We start from the raw sequence: 23,268 nt of genomic DNA, 5'->3' as shown, positions 1-23,268 counted from the left end.
ATCGTGCGCCGGCACTCCCTCGGCCGGCACAATTGCACAAGACAGTCTCGCACATTTTGGCGTTTGATATGTGACGGCGGCGCGGTAATTCGCCAACTGGTGGGGCAAAACGTTTTGTCCGATGCCATACTGATGTGTTCCATGATGTTTTTATCGATTGTGCACGGGCCGTGGCTTGTCGCCGTGGGCCGCTGGAGGGAGGCAGCATGTCCGATACCGTTCGTGCCGAGAAAATCGCGCGCGAAGTAGACCATGCTGCCCGTCAACTGGCACAGGCGGGCCGTCTGGACCAGACGCGCGAGTTTATCCAGCATGGCGATGTGACGGTCTATACACATGTGACCTCGGTGGCGCGGGCGAGCCTGTCCTTTGCCGAGCGTCTTGACCGTGTTGGTATTTCGGTCGACCGCGCCTCGCTGCTGCGCGGGGCCCTGCTGCACGATTACTTTCTCTATGACTGGCACGATCCCGACCCAAGCCATCGGCTGCATGGCTTTCGCCACCCGTTTTTTGCCCTGGCGCGTGCGGAGGAAGATTTTGAGCTGACGTCGCGCGAACGGAACATCATCGCGCGCCATATGTTTCCGCTGGTACCGGTGCCGCCGACGTGTCGTGAGGCATGGATTGTATGCCTGGCAGATAAATGGTGCGCTCTGCGCGAGACGATCGCCGGCCGTCTGCCGCGCAAGGACGAGACAGACGATGGCGTGAGCAAAGATTCGAGCGAAAAGAGGAGAGGGTAGACGGTGGGGACTGCGATCGACATGGCATTTGACGGCGCGACGCTTGCCGCCTGTCCGCTCTCGGCGCTGGTGCTCTCGTTTGCCTTCTACGGTTTTTGCGGCTGGGTGTGGGAGTCGACAGTCTGCGCCATGCTCAACCACGGACGATTTGCCAACAGTGGCTTTTTGCTGGGACCGTGTTGCCCCATCTATGGCGCGGGCGGCATTGCCTGCTGGCTGCTGTTGCGCGGAATTCCTGACGCGTCGAGCCAGTTTGTCGCTGCAGCGCTCGTATGCAGCGTGATTGAGTACAGCGTGGGCGTGCTGTTGGAAAAAACAACGGGCGCTCGCTTTTGGGACTATTCGCATCTGCCGTTTAACCTGCACGGACGCATCTGTCTGTACTGGGCCTGCGCGTTTGGCCTGGGTGCGCTGTGTATTTGCCGCTTAGTGGAGCCGGCATTGCTGGGGCTGCTTGGCCATCTGCCGGTGCTGATTGTGCGGTTGTCCGCCTTTATCGTCGCGGTCGCGATGATGGTTGACGCGGTGTGCTCGTTGGCGAGCTGGCGGCGTCTGTCCGATCAGCTGGAGCGCGTGCGCGCCGACCTTGCCGACCGCATCAACGAGTCGCTTGCCGATGCCTCGGACTCAATGCTCGAGCGCATTCCCGAATCGACGATTGACTCGGTGACACAGACGCACATCCGCAGCCGTGCCGTTAACGCGTGGCTGGCCGAGCTGGGTGACGCCGCGCTCGATGCCCTGCGCGAGAAGGCTTCGATGCCGACGTTTATCGCGGATGGTGCTCGCGGCCTGGCACTCGCTGCCCGCCGCGTGGCCGATGCCGCGCCGAGCATGCCGCGTCCGTCACTCAGTCGTCGCCTTGCCGGCAAGCGCATGAGCCGTCCGGTGCCGAGCGTGTCGCTCAGCCGTCGCGACCTGCGCTTCTTTAATGCCTTCCCGCGCTTGCGCATCAACCGCTACGAGGGCGTCATCCGAGCCACCGACCTTCGCGACCGAGCCCGCGAGCTGTTCCGGCGCTAGCTGGGACGGGCGCGCTCACGGCTCCCTTGCTTGCGTATTTCCCGTTCGTTTCGCGCCCGTTGCCGCGCCGTTTCCAAGATTGCGGCACCGTTTCCATTCGACAACGCAGCGTTTAACAACGCCGTATCTGGTCTACACCAGTTGCCCCTCGGCCGCATTATGGGCGCCGACAACGTCCATGCGACCAAGGGGGAGCGAATGTACGATACGGGATCGACAACGTTTATGCTCATCTGCACCATGCTCGTGTTTTTAATGACACCGGGTCTGGCGTTTTTCTATGGCGGCCTGTCCAGGCGCAAAAATGTCATCAACACCATGCTCATGTGCTTTGGCGCCATTGGCCTGGTCGGTGTGCTGTGGATTGTTGCCGGCTGGTCGCTGGCCTACGGCGGCGACGGCTCGAGTCCGTTTACTGGAGGCCTTGACCAGCTTCTGTGCCTGCCGGTGCTCAACCAGGTGCTGCAGGCGGCCGAGGGCAACGCCGCGGACGGCGCCGTCTACCCCCAGATCATCAACATCGCCTTCCAGATGGCGTTTGCCATGATCACCGCCGCCATCGTCACGGGCAGCCTGGCCGGCCGCGTTAAGTTTGGCGCCATGACGGCTTTCCTGGGCATTTGGCTGCTCGTGGTCTATGCGCCGCTCGCCCACATGGTCTGGGGCGGCGAGGGCTCCTTTATCGGTGACATCATCGGCGCGCTCGACTTTGCCGGCGGCGACGTGGTGCACATTTCGTCTGGTCTCACGGGCCTGATTCTCTGCCTGATGCTCGGCCGTCGTCGCGGCTTTGGCATGGTGAGCTACCGTCCGCATAACGTGCCGTTTGTGGCGCTGGGCGCCGGCCTGCTTTGGTTTGGCTGGTTTGGCTTTAACGGCGGCAGTGAGTTTAAGGCCGACGCCGTGGCGGCGCTTGCCATCCTTAACACCGTGACGGCCAGCGCGGCGGGTATGGTCTCGTGGCTTGTCGTCGAGCGCGTGCGCACCGGTCGCCCCACGCTGGTGGGCGCCAGCACCGGTCTGGTCGCGGGCCTCGTGGTGGTCACGCCGGGCGCGGGCTTTGTCGAGCCGTGGGCGGCGCTGGTCATGGGCCTGATCGTCTCGCCCGTCTGCTACTTGGCTATCAGTCATCTCAAGACCAAGTTTGGCTACGACGATGCGCTCGACGCGTTCGGTTGCCACGGTATCGGCGGTATCTTGGGCGGCGTGGTCACGGGCCTGTTCTGCGTGCCGGAGCTTTCGTGGACCGGTAAGGGTGGCCTGTTCTACACGGGCGACATGTCACTGCTCATCTCGCAGGTCCTGGGTATTGTGGTGACGGTCGCTATTGTGTTGGTGCTCGACTTGGCAATCGCCGCGGTGGTCAAGGCGCTGTTCCATGGCAGCCTGCGCGTGGACGAGGCAGACGAGGCGCTGGGCCTGGATGCGAGTCAGCACGGCGAGAGCGCATACCCCTCATTCTCCGGACTCGATTAGCAGCTTCCCCAAGCACCGCACCTTGCCGTTCAATCGTCGCTCACGTACTTAAGTACGCTTCGCTCCTCTTTCACGGCAATCTGCGGCACTTGGGAAACCTGCTAAGACCAGTCAGTTGAACTTTTTTGATCTCTGAGGTTGGTTTACGGCACCTGGGAAACCCGCGTCTCATGTAAAGGGATACGTTGATTATTGAGAGGAATTCACTATGAAGAAAATTACGGCGATCGTTCGTGCCGAGAAGCTTGAGGTTCTTAAAGACGCGCTGTTTGCTGCTGATGTTCGCGGCATGACTATCAACCAGGTGCAGGGATGCGGCGCGCAGCATGGCTGGAAGGAATACGTGCGCGGCAACGAGCTGCTCGTCAACACGATCCCCAAGGTGCAGTTCACCCTCATCTGCGCCGATGAACATGTCGACGGCATTGTCGAGATCATCTGCAACGCTGCTCGCACCGGTGCCGTCGGAGACGGCAAGATTTGGGTCGAGCCGGTCGAGGAAGTTATCCGCATTCGCACCGGCGAACACGGTCCCGCCGCGGTGTAGGATCGACCGCCTACCATCCGCAACGTTAAAATGCTGCAATGAGGCACAAGACTTGCGTTGCGGATGGGCGGATTATGGGTCGCAATAAATATCCCGAGGAGACGGTCGCGAAGATTCTCGACGCGGCACTGGAGCTATTCTGCGCACAGGGTTATGAGGGGACGAGCATTCAAGATATTGTTGACCGTCTCGATGGCATGACCAAGGGCGCTGTCTATCATCACTTCAAGAGCAAAGAAGAGATTTTCAACGCCGCGTTTGATCGGGCGATGACTCCGATTGTTGAGCGCCGCCGCTCGATGCTTGGCGTCGGTAATATGACCGGAGCCCAAAAGCTCAAGCGACTGTACGCTCCCGAGTCCGTTGTTCCACAAATTGAGCTATGGGCACGTATGCGTCCTGCAGCAGATCCGGTAAAAAGCTCGCGCCTACTGGCGATGCAGTACCAGGGCTCATTTGACGAGTCGGCCGATGGCTGTCTCTTGCCAGTGATCGAGGAGGGCATCGCCGACGGATCCATTGCGTGCGAATGCCCGCGCGAAGCGGCAGAGGCCGTATCGTTGCTGGCGAATCTCTGGTTGCTGCCACTGTTTCGTCCGCTTGAACCCAAGGATCGAATGCTCGCTCGCGCTCAATGTTTGGCGCAGATGGCCTCTGCGGTGGGACTCGATTTGGGCGAGGAAGTGCTCCAGACAACGGCGCAGATTTGGGACGTATGGGACTGCGCCGGGTGGTAATATAGATACCAACGGTATGTAATTGATTTGTGAGGGTAGCCACGGCTGCCCTTTTCAAGTCATTAAATACATACTAATGGTATGTATAGGGGGTGGGCTTATGGCTGGGCTGAGAGACGTCGGTGTCTCGTTGAAATCAAAAACAGTGCGGTCAATCAGGCTCGCGGAACTTCTGGTTGCGCAGCTGTGCACGTATTCGATGCTGTCGGCGCTGTGCTTTGCGTATCCACTTTACTTGTTCGATCGCAGTGGATCGTCAACGTTATATGGCGTCGTCGCGGCGATAGCGTTCATACCCGGCGTACTTGCAACTCCGGCTGGCGGAATCTTGGCGGATAGGGGAAGACATCGCGAGGTCCTCGTGGCCCTCGGCATTGCTCTGATGACTGCATCACTGCTGTCTATCCCCATGAAGCGCTCGTTGCCTCTTGCGGTCGTCGTAGTAGCGATACTTTGTGTTCAATATGGTGTTCAATCGCTGCTAAAGCCAATGCTCCAAATTGAGACGGTGCGCATGGCGGGTGAAAAGAAGGTTGAGCGGGCCACTGCATTGGTTTCGCAGGTGACCATGGTGAGCAATATCTTGGGTCCTGTGGTCGGGACGGCAGTCTATGGGTGCTTTGGCATCGATGCTCTTTGCACAATCGCGTCGGTAACGTTTGCGATTTCAGCTCTGTTGTTTGGTGGCGTACTCAAGCAAAATGCCTCATCTGAAACGATGGGAGACGGCGCGACTCGCACGACATGCCGAAACGATTTTCGGGAGTCGATTCGGTATCTGTTGCAAAATGCATCATTGGTCGCTGTGATTTTGCTTGCGGCAGTTTTGAACCTTGCGTTGGTTGGGCTAACGATTGGCGCTCCCATTATTGTTACAAAGCATCTCGGCATGCAATCGTCCTGCGTTGGGATAGTTGAGGTTGCTCTGGGCCTGGGTGGTCTTACCGGCAGTGGCTTGGTCGGCATTTGGCCGCATCGTTTTTCTTTCAATGGCATATGCCGATATGTTGCGATGATCTGTTTTGGAGTCGCGCCGATTATTGTTACGCTGCTGTTCGGCGTAGATGTATGCGTGTTCACCGTGTTTGCGGTTGGTTCGGCATGGGTCATGGTGTGGGCGAGCATTACGTCGGTTGAAATCATCGCGTTTGTTCAGCGGGTAGCGCCGACTGAGCTCTGCGGAAAAGTGCTTTCGGTCGTTTACATGGTCCTTTCCTGCGCAACGCCTATCGGCCAATTGACGTACGGGGTTGCATATGATCGATGGACACCGGCGATTGTATTCGCAGCCATGTTGGCGGTGCTGACGTTGACGACGGCTCTGTTTTATCGGCTGAAAAATCGATTGCGGCGATTGTCTTAACGCGCTGGGGCACTGTGGTTTTGCGGAAGCGAATGCCCTGGCGCGTTGGAACACCCTTGCATAGGCGTGCCTCTCTTTCGTCTAAAATAACGTGCAGACGAAAGAGAGGCACGCCCATGATCAAGATGTTCGCGAGTGACTTAGACGGAACGCTGCTTAACGCCCTGCACGAGGCGGACGGGACTATCCGCCGTGCCATTCGCGAGCTGACCGAGGCCGGCTTGCATGTGGTTCCCGCGACCGGACGCTCGACGTTGCCAATCGGCGAGCATGGCTTTACAGGCCTGGCGCTTGACGCCTGCTGCTCCAACGGATCCATCGTGCGCGACAGTCATGGCGAGGTGCTCAAAACCTGGACCGTCGACCCGCAGGTCACTGAGGAACTGCTCAAGGCGTTCCCGGACATTTGCTTTGATTGTTCCACGCCCGATGGCATGTACTCGAGCGGTTCGTTCGAGATGCATCAGGCGGGCTTTAAAAAGGACAGCCCCATCAAGCGTATTGTGATGCGCGGTATGCGTGCACGTGGCGGGTATCACGAGGAACAGTATTTCGGCCAGTCGATCGGTGACATCCTGCGCCACGATGTGTGCAAGATCAACTGTCGCGTGACCTCGCCCGAGCTGGAGCGCGACCTTAAGGCGTATCTGGCCGAGCGCTCGGACCGCGTGGTCAACGCGCCGTTCGACCCCGTGATGTTCGAGATCACGGACGTGGCGTGCAACAAGGGCGAGAGCGTGGCTTGGCTGGCGGGCTACTACGGGATTGCCGAGGATGAGGTCGCGGTCTACGGCGACGGCGGCAACGACATCGCCATGCTCAAACGCTTCCGCCACAGCTACGCGACCAAAAACGCAAGCGATGCAGCTAAGGCCGCCGCGAGCGCGACCATCGGCAACTGCATGGTCCACGCCGTCCCCAAACACATGCTCGCCACCATGCGCAAGCAGAACTCCCGCACCATCATCGAATAATAATGTGACAAAGGGACTGCCCCTCGTCACATTCTAAATATTGCCTTTACGTGTTGATGCACACGGTGTGCAATAATACTCGCACTGTGCAATAGCGCACAGGCTGAGTAACAAGGAGGACGCTTGTCCCAGCTCGAGAAATGCGACCGCCGGTCCCTTCGCTCGCAGCGTGCCCTTCGCCAGGCACTTGCCAGCGAGCTTGCCGAAAGCGGCGACCTTTCGCGCATTAATGTCGCGTCGCTCACCGAGCGCGCTGGCCTTACGCGCCGCACGTTCTATTCGCACTACCGCGATATCCCCGACTTTATCAATCAAATCGAGGACGGCTTGCTGGCTGAGATCCGTGAGCGCATTGAGCTCATCACCGCAGCTCAGCTGCCTGATCTCTATCACAACATCGATGAGCTCGAGCCGGCGCCCGGTTCGGTTGAGCTGCTGCGTTATCTTGCGGCCAACCGCGACTTAATTGGTGCGCTGCTGGGTCCGGGCGGCGACCAGGCCTTCATTAAAAGGATCATCGACACCGCGCGTGAGGCTGTGGTGCCGCGTGCGCAGACGGGCATTTTGGGCTTGGCGCTGGGCACGTTCTTTGACTACTACGTCACCTACGTCGTGAGTGCCGAGGTCGGCCTGATTCAGCGCTGGTTTGAGCGTGGGCTCACCGAATCGCCCGAGGCCATGGCACGCATTATGACGGTGCTCGCTTTTGTGCGCCCTGGTGACCTGTATGGCCAACCCATCGATATCAACGTGCCGGAATACGGCATGAAGCTATTGAACTTGCAGCTCGAGGACGCGGCCGACACCGCCGCAACCGTCGAGTCCAACAACTAAGAGGAGAGACAATGAGCAAGCTCGTCGAGGGCATTAAGGATCGTGTGGTCGCTGCCGCACGCGAGGCCGCGCCCACCGTGATGGACGCCGCGCAGAAGGCCGCGACCGCGGCTGTCGAGAAAGTTGCCGAGGCAGTTGCCGATGCCAAGAACGCGGCAGGGGAGACGCTCACCGCTGACGCAGCCACGCCCAACGTTGCCGAGTCCGTAACCGCCACCGCCGCCCACGCCCCCGAAGGCGCGATCTTCAACCCCGAGAACGCTCGTGGCAACCTGCACTTGGGCATCGACGTGGGCTCCACCACCGTTAAGCTCGCCGTGCTCAACGACGACAACCAGATCGTCTACGCCAAGTACCAGCGCCACCACACCGACGTCCGTGCCTGCGCCCGCGACCTGTTCGAGGGTGCTGCGACCGTGCTGCCGGCTGCCCAAATGACCTGCGCCATCACCGGTTCGGGCGGCCTGCTGCTGTCCCAGTGGCTCGACCTGGAGTTTGTCCAGGAGGTCATCGCCAGCAAGCGCGCCGTCGAGACCCTCATCCCGGCCACCGATGTCGCCATCGAGCTGGGCGGCGAGGACGCCAAGATCATCTACTTTGATAACGGCATCGAGCAGCGCATGAACGGCACCTGCGCCGGCGGCACGGGCGCGTTCATCGACCAGATGGCAACCCTGCTGCACACCGACGCGAGCGGCCTCAACGAGCTCGCGGCCAACGCCACCACCATCTATCCCATCGCCAGTCGCTGCGGCGTCTTTGCCAAGACCGACGTGCAGCCGCTCCTCAACGAGGGCGCCCGCCCCGAGGACGTGGCCGCCTCCATCTTCCAGGCCGTCGTGACCCAGACCATCTCGGGCCTGGCGTGCGGCCGTCCCATCCGCGGCAACGTCGCCTTCCTGGGCGGCCCGCTGCAGTATCTCTCCGAGCTGCGCCACCGCTTCTACCTCACGCTCAACCTGGACGAGGAGCACCGTATCGTGCCCCAAAACGCTCACCTGTTTGTGGCGAGCGGCGCCGCCATGGCGCACGAGTCCAACAAGCTCAGCACGTTCCCGCAGCTCATCGAGGCCATTGATGCCCTGGGTGACACACAGGGTGCCGAGGTCGAGCGTCTGGATCCGCTCTTTGCCACCGACGAGGACTTTGCCGAGTTCAAGGGTCGCCACGACACCGAGGTCGTCCCCAAGGGCAAGCTCGAAGGCTATACCGGCCGCGTGTTCATCGGCATCGACGCCGGTTCCACGACCATGAAGGCCGCGCTCGTAGGCGAGGACGGCCAGCTGCTGCACACCTGGTATGGCAACAACAACGGTGACATCCTGGGCACGGCCAAGGTCATCATGGCCGATTTCTACAACCACATCCCCGCCGACTGCACCATCGGCCACGTGACCGCCACGGGCTACGGCGAGGCGCTGCTCATCGAGGCCCTCAAGGCTGACTCCGGCGAGATCGAGACCGTCGCGCACCTGCGCGGCGCCAAGGCATTCCTGCCCGGCGTCGAGTTTATCCTGGACATCGGCGGCCAGGACATGAAGTGCTTGCGCGTCAAGGACGGCGTGATTGAGCACATCATGCTCAACGAGGCCTGCTCGTCGGGCTGCGGCAGCTTTATCGAGAGTTTCGCCGTGTCTATGAACATGGACGTGCGCGCGTTTGCCGATGCCGCCATCCATGCCAAGGCCCCCGTCGACCTGGGCAGCCGCTGCACGGTCTTCATGAACTCGCGTGTTAAGCAGGCGCAAAAGGAAGGCGCCACGGTGGGCGACATCGCGGCTGGTCTGTCCTATTCCGTCATTAAGAATGCCCTGTTCAAGGTTATTAAGCTGCGCGACCCCAAGGAGATCGGCAGTCAGGTGATCGTCCAGGGCGGCACCTTTATGTCCGATGCCACGCTGCGTGCGTTTGAGCAGCTCACCGGCGTTCATGCCGTGCGTCCCGACATCGCCGGCTGCATGGGCGCCTACGGTGCGGCCCTGCTCGCCCGCGATCGCGCCGGCGCCGACGGCACCTCGACCATTCTTTCTGCCGAGGACATCGCGCACCTCACCGTGACGCAAAAGCACGTCCGCTGCGGACGTTGCTCCAACAACTGCCAGCTTACCGTCAACGATTTTGGCGGCGGCAGGCGCTTCATTACCGGCAACCGCTGCGAGAAGGGCGCCGGCCACAAAAAGCAAAAGACCGAGGCCCCCAACCTCTTCAAAAAGAAAAACGAGCTGCTCTTTAATCGCGAGGTGCTGAGCCCCGACGAGGCCCCGCGCGGCACCGTCGGCATCCCGCGCGCGCTCAACATGTACGAGAACTACCCCTTCTGGCACGCGTTCTTTACGCGCTTGGGCTTTAGCGTGCAGTTGTCCGACCAGTCGAGCAAGAAGACCTACCAGGCGGGCATCGAGTCCATGCCGTCCGAGAGCGTGTGCTATCCGGCCAAGATGAGCCACGGCCACGTGATGAACCTCATCGACCGTGACGTCGACTTTATCTGGATGCCGTGCGTGCGCTGGGAGCGCAAGGAGGATCCGACGGCTGGCAACTGTTACAACTGCCCCATCGTCATGAGCTACCCCACGGCGTTGGCACTCAACATCGACGAGATCCGCGAGCAGAACATCGAGTTCCTGTACCCGTTTGTGCCCTATCACGACAAGACCGAGCTCAAGCGCCGTCTGTACCAGGTACTTGCCGTCGACCGTGTGGCCGATGCTGAGGCCGGTCGCGGTCGCGTGCGTGGACCCAAGATCACGCGCTCCGAGGTCGATGCCGCCGTCAACGCTGCCTTTGAGGCCGATGCACGTTTTCACGAGGACATCCAGACCATGGGCGAGGAGGCCCTTAAGTGGGTCGAGGACCACGGTGGCCATGGCATTGTGCTCGCCGGCCGCCCCTACCATAACGACCCCGAGATCAACCATGCCCTGCCCGAGCTTATCTCGAGCTTTGGCTTTGCGGTCTTTACCGAGGATTCGCTCGCGCATCTGGTAAAGCCCGAGCGTCCGATTCGCGTCGTCGACCAGTGGATGTATCACAGCCGCCTGTACGCCGTCGCCCGCTTTGTGACGATGCGCAACGACCTGGACCTGATCCAGCTCAACTCCTTCGGCTGCGGCTTGGACGCCCTGACCACCGACCAGGTGCAGGAAATCCTTGAGGCCAGCGGCAAGATCTACACCGTGCTCAAGATCGACGAGGTGTCCAACCTGGGCGCCGCGCGCATCCGCATTCGCTCGCTCATGGCCGCGCTCAAGGACCAGGAGGCCGAGCGCTTGGCCGAGGCCACGGCAGCGGGCGAGGCCTACGAGCAGGGCGACGCCGCGCCGGTGGCACCCTCCACGGATGCCCCCGCGTTCGCGAGCCACAAGTACACGTTTGAGGCGCAGCGCGAGAGCGCCTCGACCGCATGGCCCAAGGTGCCCTTTACCGAGCAGATGCGCGAGGAGGGCTACACCATCCTGTGCCCGCAGATGGCGCCGATCCACTTTGACCTGGTCAAAGAGGTGTTCCGTGGTGCCGGCTACAACTTGGAGCTGCTGCCCTCGACCGACCACGACGCCGTCGAGGCCGGCCTGCGCTATGTGAACAATGACATTTGCTATCCGTCCATTTTGGTGACCGGCCAGATTATGGAGGCCATCGAGAGCGGTCGGTACGACCTGTCCAAGACGGCCGTGGTCATCAGCCAGACCGGCGGCGGCTGCCGTGCCACCAACTACATCGCACTCATCCGCAAGGCCCTGCGTGAGAGCGGCCACCCCGAGATCCCGGTGATCTCGCTTTCGGCCGTGGCGCTGGGCGAGGACAACCCCGGCTTTAAGATTACGCCGGCGCTGCTTAAGCAGGCAGTCTACGCGGTGCTCTTTGGCGACGTGATGATGCAGATGCTCTACCGCTGCCGTCCGTACGAGGCCACGCCCGGTGCGGCGAACGCACTCTACGAGGAGTACATGGCGCGCGCTCGCAAGTTGGCGCCCAAGTTCAACCGCCACAACTACACCAAGCTGTGCCGCGAGGCCATCCGCGCGTTCGACACCATGCCGCTCGTGGGCGAGGGCACCAAGCCGCGCGTGGGCGTGGTCGGCGAGATTCTGGTCAAGTTCCACCCCACAGCCAACAACCACGTGGTCGACGTTATCGAGCGCGAGGGCTGCGAGGCCGTGGTGCCGGGTCTGCTCGACTTCTTCCTGTACTCCATGAGCAACGCCGAGCTGCAGAAGGACGAGCTGGGAAGCTCTGCTACCACGCGAGCTGGTATGCAGGCGCTCATCAAGCTCGTGGACTGGATGCGCACGCCGGTGGAGGAGATGCTCGAAAAGTCCCGCCGCTTTGAGGCACCCGAGCGCATCGGTACCATGGCCGACAAGGCCCGCACGGTGCTTTCGGTGTGCAACAACATGGGCGAGGGGTGGCTCCTCACGGCCGAGATGCTCGACCTGATCGACCATGGCGCGCCCAACATCATCTGCACGCAGCCCTTCGCGTGCCTGCCCAATCACGTGGTGGGCAAGGCCGTGATCAAGGAGCTGCGCCGCCAGCATCCCGAGAGCAACATCGTTGCGGTGGACTATGATCCTGGTGCGTCCGAGGTCAACCAGCTCAACCGTATTAAGCTCATGATCAGCGTGGCCAAGGAGAACATGCGTGCCGGCAAGGGCTTTAAGCTCGAGAAGGTGGCACCGCTCGCGATGGACGAGGTTACCGGCCAGATGCGTGCCCACGATGGCTGCGTGAGCTGCGGCTCGGTCGACGAGAGCGCCGTGGCGTCGGTCGCTGAGCGCCTGGGACGCGGCATTAAGAAGTAGTTGGCCTACTATGCGCTAGATATGAGACAAACGGGTGGTAGCCGTACCGGCTACCACCCGTTTTTACTGGACATCTGTTGCGTAAACGCCCCAACTATCACCCTTTGCGAACTTAGATTTCGAAAGTATGCGGCAAAATCTGAATAAGCCGAGCACACCGGATATGTCCAAGCTCTGTACCTGCGGTTTTATTGGCGAAAAACCAGGATGTGCTCAAGAGTTCCGGAATTTGCCGCATACTTCCGAAAACGACGTCTCGGTGGCACCAAAAACTGCCCTCGGAACCCTGAGATAATGAACATATGTAGCCGTTTGCCGCGAAATACCGCCCGTTTATAGAACCCACCCCCAGCGTGCGTCATCCTTACGGTTGAATAAATACACATCTATGGAATTACGTAAGAGAGGATCGTCCCATGAGCTACAAGACCGTTTGTGTTGCCGGCGGCGGCGTGTTGGGAAGCCAGATTGCCTTTCAGGCTGCCTACTGTGGCTTTGATGTAACGATTTGGCTGCGCAGCGAGGGCAGCATCGGCCGCACCCAGCCCAAGATCGATCACGTGCGCAAGGAGTACATCGCGGCAATCGAGGGCATGGCGGACGGTACGGGCGAGTGGTGCGCCGGTATCGCCGATGGCACCCAGCCCTTCGACAAGGAAGCGGCGCTCGCCGCCGTCGAGCGTGCCTACTCCACACTCAAGCTGGAGCTCGATCTTGCCAAGGCCGTGGCCGACGCCGACCTGGTCATCGAGTCTATGGCCGAGGACACCCAGGCAAAGATCGACTTCTACAAGAAGCTCGCCCCGGTTCTGCCGCAAAAGACCGTCATCGTGACCAACTCATCCACGCTGCTGCCGAGCACCTTTGCCAAGTACACCGGCCGTCCCGAGAAGTACCTGTCGCTGCACTTTGCCAACTCCATCTGGAAGAACAACATGACCGAGGTCATGGCACAGGACCAAACCGACAAGCGCTACTTCGACGAGCTCGTCGACTTTGCCAACGACATCCGCATGATTGCCCTGCCCGTCAACAAGGAAAAGAACGGCTACCTGCTCAATTCCATGTTGGTGCCGTGGCTGCTTTCGGGCCTTGACCTGTATGTCTCGGGTGTGAGTGACCCCAAGAGCATCGACCTCGCGTGGACGCGCGGCACCGGCGCTCCCAAGGGCCCGTTCCGTGTATTCGACACGGTGGGTATCCAGACGGCCTACAACATCGTCATGCAGTACCAAAAGGTCCCGGGCTTGGTGAGCCCGCTGCTCAAAAAGATGATGATGCCCTACAACTTTAAGGCCATGGCCTCCGTCCTCAGGCAGATGCTCGACGAAGGTAAGCTGGGCGAAAGCTCGGGCGAGGGCTTCTTTACGTACTAAAAATGATCTCTTGGGGGCGGAAGCGTTGAGGATCTACGGTAGTATGCGACAAGATCTGAATAGGTCGAGCAAGAGCTGTAGCGCGCGTTGACGTTTGCCCAATAGAACGCAAAAATGCACCGTTCGCCGATACTCCTCTCGCGAGTGGTTGCCATATGGTTTGATGTTGGAAACATATGATTGCCGACAGGCCGTAGGTGACATTCGCCATGATATCGGAGGTACCAAGTATGTTTCGTGCTCCGTTAAACAAGTATCGGGCTGGTTAATATGGGCCGCCGTACTATCTCGATAACCCTTGCAGTGGTTTGCCTAGCTGTGCTCCTGGGCGCTATAGGGCAGTTCGCTATAAGTCGAGAAACATCCTATATGCAGGAATGTGCTTCCGAAGGCTTTGCCATTGACGGTTACTATCGGGATGACGAAACAAGTCGGGAAACCCTGGCTTTTCTTGAGGAGGACAACTGTCGATGGCAGCTGGTCGACCAAGACGGAATCTGCACAGACGGGCAGTTTAAGCGTACGGATGACCCCAACATCCTGATATTAAAGAAGGAAAACGGCGAAGAATTCGGTACGGTCCACGTGGCGTATATTTCGCGCCGACGCGATCAGGGCTTGCTCTACCTATTTAGAGATACCAGGGTGACCCGTTTTTATCTGGTGAGTACCGGTCCGGCGTTTACAGTGGAGTCTGGCGATGTCGATGCGGACAGCTGATTCACGGCAATAAATCAGCGAGCGGGGCGCGGCCATGGACCGCGCCCCGCTATTTGCTCGTGGCCCGCGTCACGTCTGCGCCATGTCGTGACTCGCGGCTGCGCGCATCCATCCCACGTCGCGTATTACTGCACATCAAACTCCACGCGATCGAGCTCGGGCACATTGAGGTCGATGAGCTTGCGGGCTACACGGCGGTCGTGTGCCCCAAGCGCCTCGCTTGTCGTCACATGGGCGACAACCTCGCGCTCGACAAGGCCCTCCTCCTCGTCTTCGGTGGCCGAGGTCTCGACGGCAACGGTGTAATCCTTAAAGCCCGGCAGCACCGCGGCAAGCTCGCGCGTGGTTTCGGTGACGCCGTAACCGTCCTGCACGCCGGCCTGCGCCGAGCCAATAGACCCCGCCGTCATAACGATGCAGGGGATGGCAAAGATCACCGTGCCCACGATGATGCGGCGGCGCACCTTGTGTGACAGCTCATCGACCTCGGCATTTTCCTCGGCGGTCACAATGCCGTCGCCGTTGAGGTCGCGCTTGAGCGGCACGCGCAAAAGAAGCAGCACGGCTTCGGCAGCCAGTGCGATAAAGACCACGTTGATGCCAAACTCGTAGAGGGCCGAGAGAAACAGCGACCCGCTTGCGATGGCGATGCCATAGCCCGCCGCGCACAGGGGCGGCATGAGCGCGGTCGCCACGGCCACGCCGGCGATGAGCGTAGCGGGTTCCTGGTCGCGCGAGTTGCCCAGTCCGCCCGCAAAGCCGCCCGCGAGCGCGACGGCAAGGTCCCACATAGTCGGTGTCGAGTTGTCGATGATGGCGGCCGTGGTGGTGCCAAGGGGCGAGAGCTTAAAGTACAGCGTGGACGTGATTAGACAAAAGACCATCTGCAGCGCGAGGCCGGCAATCGCCTCGACGGCAATCTCGCGGTCGAGCGTGGCGATGCCGTATGCCATGGCAAGGACCGAGCCCATGAGCGGACAGATGAGCATGGCGCCCACGATGGCAATGTCCGAGTCGATATCGAGGCCGATGCTCGCGATCAACATGGCAATGATCAGGATGCATAAGTGCGAGCCAGTCAGGCGCGCCCCGTTTACAAAGCGCTTGCGAATCACGTGATGGGGCGCGCGTCCCTCGCGTATGTTGAACGCCTGCTTAAGGAAACGGGTGGCATTCTCCATGGCCTCGCTGTGTGCAGGGCGTATACCGTGACGACGATGATGACGCTCGCGCAGCCGCTTGATCTGTTGTTTGTCGAGTTCCATGCTTACCTCGTTTAGCTTCTGAGCCGCTTCTTGCGTCTGTCGTCTTTACTCTACACCGCGTTAGGCGAGGTGTCAGACAAGGTTTGTTGACCTGGAAGTCAGGACAATCGACATGGCTAAAACGCCGTGAGGATCATAAGAGTCAAATAGACAAAAAAGCGCGGGGCCGGTTTGATTCCGACCCCGCGCTCTGCGCTGGTGCGTTGTTGTTCGGCCTACCCTAGCAGGCTCAGACCAACAGAGACAAACGCCAGGATAACGCCGACGATGGACTCGCCGCCGAGCAGGCCGCTGGCGACGACCAGGCCCTGCTCCTGGAAGGCGGCATCCTTGGAGGCCTTCTCCTCGTCCGAAAGACCGGCAGCGGCGTCGCGGTGTGCGGCCCACTTGTCGTAGGCGAGCTTGACGCAGGAGCCCAAGAAGGCCGTGAGCGACATGTAGAACGGCAGGTACACGCCTAGGCCGATCATCATGGCCGGAATGCCGAGCCAGTACATGACGATGCCGGCGATAAAGCCACCTGCGAACCACGGCACGCTCGGGATGCCCGAGACCATGGTGGCGACGACGCTTGCCTGCGCGGCCACAAAGCTCTTGTCGGGGCCGAAAGCATCCGGACCATAGGCGGTGACGAGCGCGACCATGACGGCGGCGGCGACCAGGGCGCCCACGATGCCGCCGATGGCCTGGCCGATCCACTGCGCACGCGGATTGGTGCCCAGCACGGCGCCGGCCTTAAAGTCGTTCATGACGTCGCCCGCAAGGCCGCATGCCACGGCCACGATGCCGGCGATAAAGAACAGCTTGACCTGGGCGATCTGTGCGAAGGCAGCCACGATGAGCATGACGATGAGGCCGAAGATCTCCATGGGGTCGATGCCCGTCTGGCCGCAGCTCTGCGCGCTCATGATGGTGGTGACAAAGGTGAACAGCGTGACGATGACGGCCGGGACGGGGCCAAGGTCGAGCGCGATGGCGACGATCACGGCGATGGCGGCAGTACCCAGGCCGATGATGCCGGCGTCGAGCTTAAGCGAGCCCGAGATGAGCGACTGCTCGTCGGTGTCGCTGGAGCTGTCGGCGGCGAGGCCGCGGGCGATGCCGGCGACCTGCGGCAGGATGTCCTTGAGGACGACGGCGACGCCAAAGCCCATCATGAGGCCCATGCCGAGCGATTTGACGATGCCCTGCGCAGTCACAACGTCGAATAGACCGGCAGCGGTGCCGCCCACGATGATGCCAAAGTTACCTAGCAGCGCGCCGGCAAACCAGAAGGCGACCGGGGCGAAGCCCACGAGGAAGCCGACGGAGAGCAGCATGGGCGAGTTGTAGATGCCAAAGGTCACGCCGGGGATGTTGAGCGTGCACAGCATGCTGGGCACCACGCCCAGGGCGTCGCGCAGCACGCTGTAGATGCCTGCGATGGCCATAGAGCCAAAGAGCTGCTTGCCGGTCTTGCCGCCGGCCTCGGTGGCGCGCAGGGTCTGAGCTGCGGCGTTGCCGGTGGGGAACTCAAGCGCGGCGTCCACGATAAAGTGACGGTGGATGAGCGCGGTGGCCAGCAGGCCCAAGATAGTGCCGGCGAGCGCCACGATAAACATGTCGAGCCAGCTGATCTGGTCGGCATAGCCCAGCATCCAGGCACCCGGGATGGTAAACGCCAGGCCGCCGGCGACCATGGCGCCAGCGGACATGATGGTGTGGGTGACGTTGGCCTCGTTGAGGCTGGCGTTGCCCATGAGCTTCAGGAAGAACAGCGAGATGACGGCAGCGAAAATGATCGGCCAGGGGAGTGCGCCCATCTTGAGGGCCGTGTAGGCCGAGCTCGCCGTGATGATCACGCAACCAAGGACGCCGATGACGACGCCGCGCAGCGTGAGTTGACCGCGCATCGAGGCGCGGTTCGAGGGATTGCTCATATAGAACTCCTTTGCGTATATCCGCTTCCCCCGCAAGCGCCGCTACGGATACGGCGCGGGAAGTCGGGTTACCAAGGGCCGCCGCGTGAGCTCGCGTACGACCGCGCATCAGTATAGCCGCAACCTAGCCATTTTGGGATGACTGGTTTAGGTAGGCGATATACTGCTGGGCAGACGAAAGGAGCGCCGACGATGCTTAATGGGTGCGCATATATATTGACGGTCGACGTGGGCAACACGTTCATTCGCTTTGGCCTGTTTGCAGAGGATTCGGCCGCGGCGCAGGAATGTCCGCTTGCGACATGCGAGATCACGACGCCGTCGAGCATTACGGCCGACGAAGCGCGCATGCGACTTGTGCAGGTCATGGGCGCGCTCGCCGCCGATGCAGGTGTGCCCGGGATGCTTGCACCCGCCGCGGCCGTGCTGAGCTGTGTAGTCCCGGCGCTCGAGCGCCCTTGGAAGACGGCGCTTTCCCGCACCTGCACGGGGCGCGTGCTCACCGTGGGGCCGGGACTTAAGACCGGCATGCCTGTGCACTACGATGACCCGGCCGAGATCGGTCCCGACCGCATCGCCGACGCCGTGGCGGCCCGTGCCGTCTACGGCTCTCCGTGCATCGTGATCGACCTGGGCACGACGACCAATATCGAGGTCATCGACGCGCACGGTACCTTTGTGGGCGGCGTTATCGCGCCAGGCCTGGCCCTCGGCGCCCGTTCGCTTTCGGCGGCAGCAGCGCGCCTACCCCAGGTTGAGCCCTCGGCGCCAACGCACGTCATCGGACGCAACACGCGTGAGGCCATGCGCTCGGGTGTGGTTTTGGGCGAGGTAGCCCGCATCGACGGAATGCTCGACATGGTGCTTGCCGAGATGCGCGCGACCAAGGCCGCGGGGGAGGGCGATGTGCCCATCGTCATTACCGGCGACGATGCCGAGGCACTTGCGGCGCTGGTCGGCCATAGCCTGACGGTAGACGACGCGCTGACGTTGCGGGGTCTCGCCGAGCTCTACCGCATCAACCAAAAGCCCCGCCGCGCGTAGGGCGAGGGGCTGGTGGGATAAGCGCCCCTACCTTTCACCTGCTACAATGGGCCAAACTATTGCGATTACGGAGGTGTCTGCCATGTCGGACGATCTTCATCAAACTTCGTCAGGCAAGCGCCTGGACGTCATTAGCTGGGACGAGTTCTTTATGAGCGTGGCCATCGCCGCACAGCGCCGCAGCAAGGACCCCAACACGCAGGTGGGTGCGTGCATCGCCAGCACCAACCACCGTATCCTTTCGGTGGGCTACAACGGTACGCCCTCGGCGCTCAACGACGACTTTTTCCCGTGGGGTACGAGCGACGACCCGCTGCAGGACAAGCACAACTACGTGGTCCATGCCGAGGCCAACGCCGTGCTCAACTACCGTGGCTCGCTCAAGGACCTCGAGGGTTCCACGGTCTACGTCACGCTGTTCCCGTGCCACGACTGCGCCAAGATTTTGGCGCAGGTGGCTGTGGGCGAGGTTGTCTACCTGGACAACAAGTACGCCGACACCGACGACGGCCGCATCAGCCGCCGCATTCTCGACTCCTGCGGTATTAGCTACCGCCAGGTTATCGTCGATGTTCACATCGGTACCGAGGGGCAGGCTCAGCAGTAGCGCGTGACAATGCCAGCTGGTAACAACAGGCAGCTAAAAGATCCCCGTCCCAAATTGACTGCTCGTGAAAGTCGTGTCCGCGCGCATGGATGGCTCGTGAGCGGGTACATGGCTGTAGTAACATAGCCCCTGTCCGCGGGCGTGCCCGCGTTATTGTGAGAAAGGAGCCCCTGTGGCTGTTAACGAAGAGCTGCTTAAGAAGGTTCTTGAAGAGATTCGCCCCAACCTGCAGGCCGACGGCGGCGATATGGAGTATGTGGGTGTTGACGACGAGGGCGTCGTCAAACTGGAGCTGCAGGGCGCTTGCGCCGGCTGCCCCATGAGCTCGCTGACCCTGTCCATGGGTATTGAGCGCATCCTGAAGGAGCATGTGCCCGGCGTTACTCGTGTTGAGCAGGTTAATGCCTCCGGCGAGACCGACGACCTGTACGACGAGTACGCGCCGTTCTAAGATGCGAAAGCCGCGGACGGCATACTCCGCATAGACGTTACGCCCAAATATGCGGCTGCGAGCGCAAGGCCCGCGGCCGCATTTGTATGTAGGGAGTAGGAGGGTCGACATGCTCAACGACTTCTACCATATGCTTGATCCTGTCGCGATCTCGGCGGGCCCCATCACCATCTACTGGTACGGCCTGGCCTACGTGGTCGGCGCTCTGCTCACGGCGGTCGTCATGTACCGCACGCAGCGTCGCTGGGGCTTTAACATCACGATTGACGACCTGACGAGTGTCGTGGTCGGCGTGGTCTTTGGCCTCATTATCGGTGCGCGCCTGTTCTACGTCGTCTTTTATGGTGATGGCTACTACTGGGCGCACCCGCTCGAGATCTTTGCCACCAACGAAGGCGGCATGAGTTTCCACGGCGGCCTGGTGGGCGGCATCGTCGGCGGCGTGCTCGTGTGCCGTATGTACAAGCTCGATGCGTGGACGTTGGCCGATCTTGCCGTCATTGGCGCTCCGCTGGCCCTGTGCCTGGGACGTTGCGCCAACTTTGTCAACGGCGAGCTGTGGGGTAAGCCGACCGATCTGCCCTGGGGTGTGGTCTTTGGCGGCACCGCGGGCGATATGCCACGCCATCCCTCCCAGCTCTACGAGGCGTTTCTAGAGGGCATTGTGCTCTTTTGCATCCTGCAGGTGCTCAGTCGCAAAAAACCGCTGCTGCCCCAGGGTACGTTTATGGGCGTCTTTGTGATGGGCTACGGCATCGTTCGCTTTTTGATTGAGTTTGTGCGCGTGCCCGATGCGCAGCTGGGCTATCTGCTGGGAGGCGTTATCACCATGGGCCAGCTGCTGAGTTTGCCGCTCGTGATTGCCGGCCTGGTGCTCATCATCTTCGCCCGACACCGCAATCGCTCCCAGCGCATCTACCTCGACGTCTAACCACCACAAAGGGGACAGGCACCTTTGTGGTGGTTTGCTGGGCAACGATGACAGAACCGTAACGTTTTCCAGATAAAACCTGCCAAAATAAACCTGTCCCTTTTTGGCAGGTTTCTAGAAAGGCTCTTTGGACTGTGAAGGATTCCGAACTCTCCACAACGGCTGCGCGCGATGCCGCCCGTATCGTTTGGTTTAAGCGCTACCCCGTCAAGCAGACGCTCATCGCTTTTTTGCTCGCGTTGTTGGCGACCACGGCGTTTTCCATCGATCCCGCCCCGGTGTCGAGCAACGCAGTCTTGGCGATTGACCCCAAAGCCTCTGGCATGCTGTACGTGTGCTACGAGGTGCTTCTCTCGTTTGCCGGCCACACCGACGCGGTCATGCTGCTTGCGCTTGCCTGCTTGCTCACCTTGCCGTTTCGCTACGTGTTCTTTGGCCGTGGCGACACCTGGCGTCCGTCGATCATTCTGCCGTCGCTGTTCTTCGCCATCTGCATGGTGTTCGGCCGCAGCTACGACCTCACCGACTCGGCCGAGATTGTTCTTGGCGACAAGGCCCGCATCATCTGCGCCTGGATTGGCGGCGCGGGCTGGATGCTCCTAGCGATCGTGGCCTTCTATCTGGCTTTTGAGTGTCTAGATTGGCTGAGCTCTCGGCGCATCCCGTTTTCCGAGGCGCACTTTGGCCGTATATGGCGCGTGGCTCACGCCGTGCTCTCGGTCCATCCCTTTGCCGGGCCCTTCCTGGTGCTTATGATCGCCTGGGCGCCCACGCTCATCGCTTCGCTGCCTGGCCTTTTTATGGGAGATACGGGCGCGCAGATTCGCCAGTGGTTCAACTATCCCAACGGCACGAGCGACTACCTGCGCCTACTCAACCCCAACGTGCTGCTCAACGGGCATCATCCCGTAGTGCACACGGCCATTATCGGCTCGTGCGTTCAGCTGGGGCTTTCGCTGTTCAACAGCGCTGGCGCGGGCCTCATCATCTATACCTGCGCTCAATTTGTCATCACGGCTGCCTGCATGGCCTATTCCATTTCGTCGCTGCGCAAACTGGGCGTGAGCCTGCCGGTTCGCGGTGCGATCCTGCTGTTCTTTGCGTTTATGCCCATGTTCTCCAACTACGCGGCCCTGCTCACCAAAGACGTGCTCTTTGCCGACGCGTTTTTGGTGCTGTTGGTGCAGACCGTGAAGCTCGTGGCCTGCGGCCTGCCCCGTCGCGATGCCAATGCCGAGCGTGCGGGCGAACAGAGGCCCGTGCTCTTTGCGCGCCATGACTGGCTGTTGCTTGCGCTGGCTGCCATGGGTTCCACGTTTTTGCGCAATGGCGGTCTGGTCTTTCCGTTGGCGGCCTGCGTGATTGCGGCGGCGTTTTGCGCATGGGATGTACATGTCGCCCGTCGTGCGGCTAAGCAGACGGGCACCGCGGTCTCATGCGCCACGCCGCGCTTCCGCTGGGTTGGCGTCCTCGCGGTGCTTGGACTCTGCCTTGCCTCTAATATGTACTTCACCAAGGTGTTTATGCCGGCGCACGACATTACGCCTAGTTCCAAGCGCGAAATCCTCTCGATTCCGTTCCAGCAGACGGCTCGTTTCGTCCAAAAGCACGACGGCCTCAACTCGGGTGTCAACCCTACGGTTAAGGAGGACGGCACTATCGTGGAGGCTCCTTGCGACGGCTTGGTGACCGACGATGAGCGTGCCGTGATCGACCGTGTGCTCAAGTACGACAATCTGGGCCGCCGCTACAACCCGGATAAGTCGGACGCCGTCAAAAATTGCTTTAACGAGTACGCCTCGCAGGAGGATATCAAGGCCTATTTTGAGGTCTGGGCGCAGATGTTCAAAAAGGATCCCGAGTGCTATATCTCGGCGCTCATCAATAACTACTACGGCTACTTTTATCCGAGTGCCCGCGATGTGTGGGTCTACAGCACGGCGCGCAGTGCCGAGATTATGGCGAAGCCCGATAACCTCAAGTACTTTGACTTCCATCCGGTCGATAGCAAGGTTGTGTGCTGGTGCGACCACCTGATCAACCTGTATCGCGTGGCGGTGCAGCGCATCCCGTTTATCTCGCTCACCATGAGCTCGGCCACCTATGTGTGGATCATGATCGCCGTGGTGGTCTATCTGCTACGTCGTCATTCATGGCGCGGTCTGGCCATTTGGTTGCCGCTGCTGGGCGTGCTTGCCGTGTGCCTGATCGGTCCCTGCAACGGCTCGACCTACATGCGCTACCTGTATCCGGTTATCGCCTGCATGCCCTTTGCCATCGGCGCCACCATCACTCGCAGCGACCTCCTCTGGTCCTAATTTGGTGCAAAGGGGACAGGTCGCTTTGCACCAAAGGATGGCATCATCACGACGCCTTCATTTTGGGGTTTATCTCGCAGGCCAGTAGGTATATCATAACGACGTTTGTTTATATTGCCCGAGCATCTGCGCTGGGCT

The 23,268-nt window shown here is 60.7% G+C and carries 18 protein-coding genes; 16 read left to right on the top strand and 2 right to left on the bottom strand.

The genetic code is table 11. The annotated features are described in order from the left end of the window. Positions 1-206 precede the first annotated feature (206 nt). From DW899_RS08745 to DW899_RS08695, 11 genes are all read left to right on the top strand, one after another. Positions 207-743: an HD domain-containing protein gene (locus DW899_RS08745; RefSeq protein WP_117800710.1), complete on the top strand. Its 537-nt coding sequence runs from the start codon at positions 207-209 to the stop codon at positions 741-743. 3 nt (positions 744-746) lie between these two features. Beyond that, entirely contained in the window at positions 747-1,766 is a 1,020-nt protein-coding gene (locus tag DW899_RS08740; protein ID WP_233539952.1) for a putative ABC transporter permease, read from the top strand. Positions 1,767-1,964: 198 nt separating this feature from the next. Then, positions 1,965-3,242, top strand: coding sequence for an ammonium transporter (locus DW899_RS08735; RefSeq protein ID WP_117800706.1), 1,278 nt, complete (start codon positions 1,965-1,967; stop codon positions 3,240-3,242). Between the two features lie 208 nt (positions 3,243-3,450). Then, entirely contained in the window at positions 3,451-3,789 is a 339-nt protein-coding gene (locus tag DW899_RS08730) for a P-II family nitrogen regulator (RefSeq protein ID WP_117734256.1), read from the top strand. A 74-nt stretch (positions 3,790-3,863) separates the two neighbouring features. After that, the gene (locus DW899_RS08725; RefSeq protein WP_158551295.1) at positions 3,864-4,526 is read left to right on the top strand and encodes a TetR/AcrR family transcriptional regulator; all 663 of its coding nucleotides are present in this window, start codon (positions 3,864-3,866) and stop codon (positions 4,524-4,526) included. 100 nt (positions 4,527-4,626) lie between these two features. Next, positions 4,627-5,889 carry an MFS transporter gene (locus DW899_RS08720; protein WP_158566604.1) on the top strand — a complete coding sequence of 421 codons (1,263 nt, stop codon included), beginning with the start codon at positions 4,627-4,629 and terminating at the stop codon, positions 5,887-5,889. A 116-nt stretch (positions 5,890-6,005) separates the two neighbouring features. Further along, on the top strand, positions 6,006-6,863 hold the full coding sequence (locus tag DW899_RS08715) for an HAD-IIB family hydrolase (protein WP_117800702.1): 858 nt from the start codon (positions 6,006-6,008) through the stop codon (positions 6,861-6,863). Between the two features lie 123 nt (positions 6,864-6,986). After that, complete coding sequence (locus DW899_RS08710; RefSeq protein WP_117785895.1) at positions 6,987-7,697, top strand: TetR/AcrR family transcriptional regulator; 711 nt, start codon at positions 6,987-6,989, stop codon at positions 7,695-7,697. 11 nt (positions 7,698-7,708) lie between these two features. Beyond that, positions 7,709-12,499 (top strand): 2-hydroxyacyl-CoA dehydratase, encoded by a 4,791-nt coding sequence (locus DW899_RS08705; RefSeq protein WP_117800700.1) that lies wholly within the window; start codon positions 7,709-7,711, stop codon positions 12,497-12,499. Between the two features lie 416 nt (positions 12,500-12,915). Next, positions 12,916-13,875 carry a 3-hydroxyacyl-CoA dehydrogenase gene (locus DW899_RS08700; protein WP_117800698.1) on the top strand — a complete coding sequence of 320 codons (960 nt, stop codon included), beginning with the start codon at positions 12,916-12,918 and terminating at the stop codon, positions 13,873-13,875. A 369-nt stretch (positions 13,876-14,244) separates the two neighbouring features. Beyond that, a complete protein-coding gene (locus DW899_RS08695) occupies positions 14,245-14,595 on the top strand; it encodes a hypothetical protein (RefSeq protein ID WP_117778602.1) in 351 nt (116 codons plus the stop codon). A gap of 125 nt (positions 14,596-14,720) precedes the next feature. Here the strand turns inward: DW899_RS08695 and DW899_RS08690 are convergent, their stop codons facing one another. Together DW899_RS08690 and DW899_RS08685 are read right to left on the bottom strand one after the other, a co-directional pair. Then, complete coding sequence (locus DW899_RS08690) at positions 14,721-15,860, bottom strand: DUF389 domain-containing protein (protein ID WP_117800696.1); 1,140 nt, start codon at positions 15,858-15,860, stop codon at positions 14,721-14,723. Positions 15,861-16,075: 215 nt separating this feature from the next. Further along, positions 16,076-17,779, bottom strand: a complete 1,704-nt coding sequence (locus DW899_RS08685; RefSeq protein WP_117800694.1) for an OPT/YSL family transporter — start codon at positions 17,777-17,779, stop codon at positions 16,076-16,078. Between the two features lie 192 nt (positions 17,780-17,971). Between DW899_RS08685 and DW899_RS08680 the strand changes: the two genes are divergently transcribed. From DW899_RS08680 to DW899_RS08660, 5 genes are all read left to right on the top strand, one after another. Next, complete coding sequence (locus DW899_RS08680) at positions 17,972-18,823, top strand: type III pantothenate kinase (RefSeq protein WP_117800692.1); 852 nt, start codon at positions 17,972-17,974, stop codon at positions 18,821-18,823. An 82-nt stretch (positions 18,824-18,905) separates the two neighbouring features. Beyond that, positions 18,906-19,430 carry a dCMP deaminase family protein gene (locus DW899_RS08675; RefSeq protein ID WP_117800690.1) on the top strand — a complete coding sequence of 175 codons (525 nt, stop codon included), beginning with the start codon at positions 18,906-18,908 and terminating at the stop codon, positions 19,428-19,430. A 172-nt stretch (positions 19,431-19,602) separates the two neighbouring features. Continuing rightward, positions 19,603-19,881, top strand: a complete 279-nt coding sequence (locus DW899_RS08670; protein WP_099432127.1) for a NifU family protein — start codon at positions 19,603-19,605, stop codon at positions 19,879-19,881. Between the two features lie 109 nt (positions 19,882-19,990). After that, positions 19,991-20,812 carry a prolipoprotein diacylglyceryl transferase gene (gene lgt, locus DW899_RS08665; RefSeq protein WP_117800688.1) on the top strand — a complete coding sequence of 274 codons (822 nt, stop codon included), beginning with the start codon at positions 19,991-19,993 and terminating at the stop codon, positions 20,810-20,812. A gap of 134 nt (positions 20,813-20,946) precedes the next feature. Further along, entirely contained in the window at positions 20,947-23,130 is a 2,184-nt protein-coding gene (locus DW899_RS08660; protein WP_233539951.1) for a DUF6020 family protein, read from the top strand. The last annotated feature ends 138 nt before the right edge of the window (positions 23,131-23,268 follow it).

It is taken from the genome of Collinsella sp. AM41-2BH, from assembly GCF_003468085.1.
Taxonomy (GTDB): domain Bacteria; phylum Actinomycetota; class Coriobacteriia; order Coriobacteriales; family Coriobacteriaceae; genus Collinsella.
This window is presented reverse-complemented; position numbering and strand designations above follow the sequence as displayed.

What these genes read in the sequence shown, in the direction of transcription:
- DW899_RS08690 (WP_117800696.1), bottom strand. Translation starts at nt 15,860, where the DNA reads ATGGAACTCGACAAACAACAGATCAAGCGGCTGCGCGAGCGTCATCAT.
- DW899_RS08700 (WP_117800698.1), top strand. Translation starts at nt 12,916, where the DNA reads ATGAGCTACAAGACCGTTTGTGTTGCCGGCGGCGGCGTGTTGGGAAGC.
- DW899_RS08695 (WP_117778602.1), top strand. Translation starts at nt 14,245, where the DNA reads ATGCAGGAATGTGCTTCCGAAGGCTTTGCCATTGACGGTTACTATCGG.
- DW899_RS08745 (WP_117800710.1), top strand. Translation starts at nt 207, where the DNA reads ATGTCCGATACCGTTCGTGCCGAGAAAATCGCGCGCGAAGTAGACCAT.
- DW899_RS08730 (WP_117734256.1), top strand. Translation starts at nt 3,451, where the DNA reads ATGAAGAAAATTACGGCGATCGTTCGTGCCGAGAAGCTTGAGGTTCTT.
- DW899_RS08705 (WP_117800700.1), top strand. Translation starts at nt 7,709, where the DNA reads ATGAGCAAGCTCGTCGAGGGCATTAAGGATCGTGTGGTCGCTGCCGCA.
- lgt (WP_117800688.1), top strand. Translation starts at nt 19,991, where the DNA reads ATGCTCAACGACTTCTACCATATGCTTGATCCTGTCGCGATCTCGGCG.
- DW899_RS08675 (WP_117800690.1), top strand. Translation starts at nt 18,906, where the DNA reads ATGTCGGACGATCTTCATCAAACTTCGTCAGGCAAGCGCCTGGACGTC.
- DW899_RS08725 (WP_158551295.1), top strand. Translation starts at nt 3,864, where the DNA reads ATGGGTCGCAATAAATATCCCGAGGAGACGGTCGCGAAGATTCTCGAC.
- DW899_RS08680 (WP_117800692.1), top strand. Translation starts at nt 17,972, where the DNA reads ATGCTTAATGGGTGCGCATATATATTGACGGTCGACGTGGGCAACACG.
- DW899_RS08720 (WP_158566604.1), top strand. Translation starts at nt 4,627, where the DNA reads ATGGCTGGGCTGAGAGACGTCGGTGTCTCGTTGAAATCAAAAACAGTG.
- DW899_RS08735 (WP_117800706.1), top strand. Translation starts at nt 1,965, where the DNA reads ATGTACGATACGGGATCGACAACGTTTATGCTCATCTGCACCATGCTC.
- DW899_RS08715 (WP_117800702.1), top strand. Translation starts at nt 6,006, where the DNA reads ATGATCAAGATGTTCGCGAGTGACTTAGACGGAACGCTGCTTAACGCC.
- DW899_RS08685 (WP_117800694.1), bottom strand. Translation starts at nt 17,779, where the DNA reads ATGAGCAATCCCTCGAACCGCGCCTCGATGCGCGGTCAACTCACGCTG.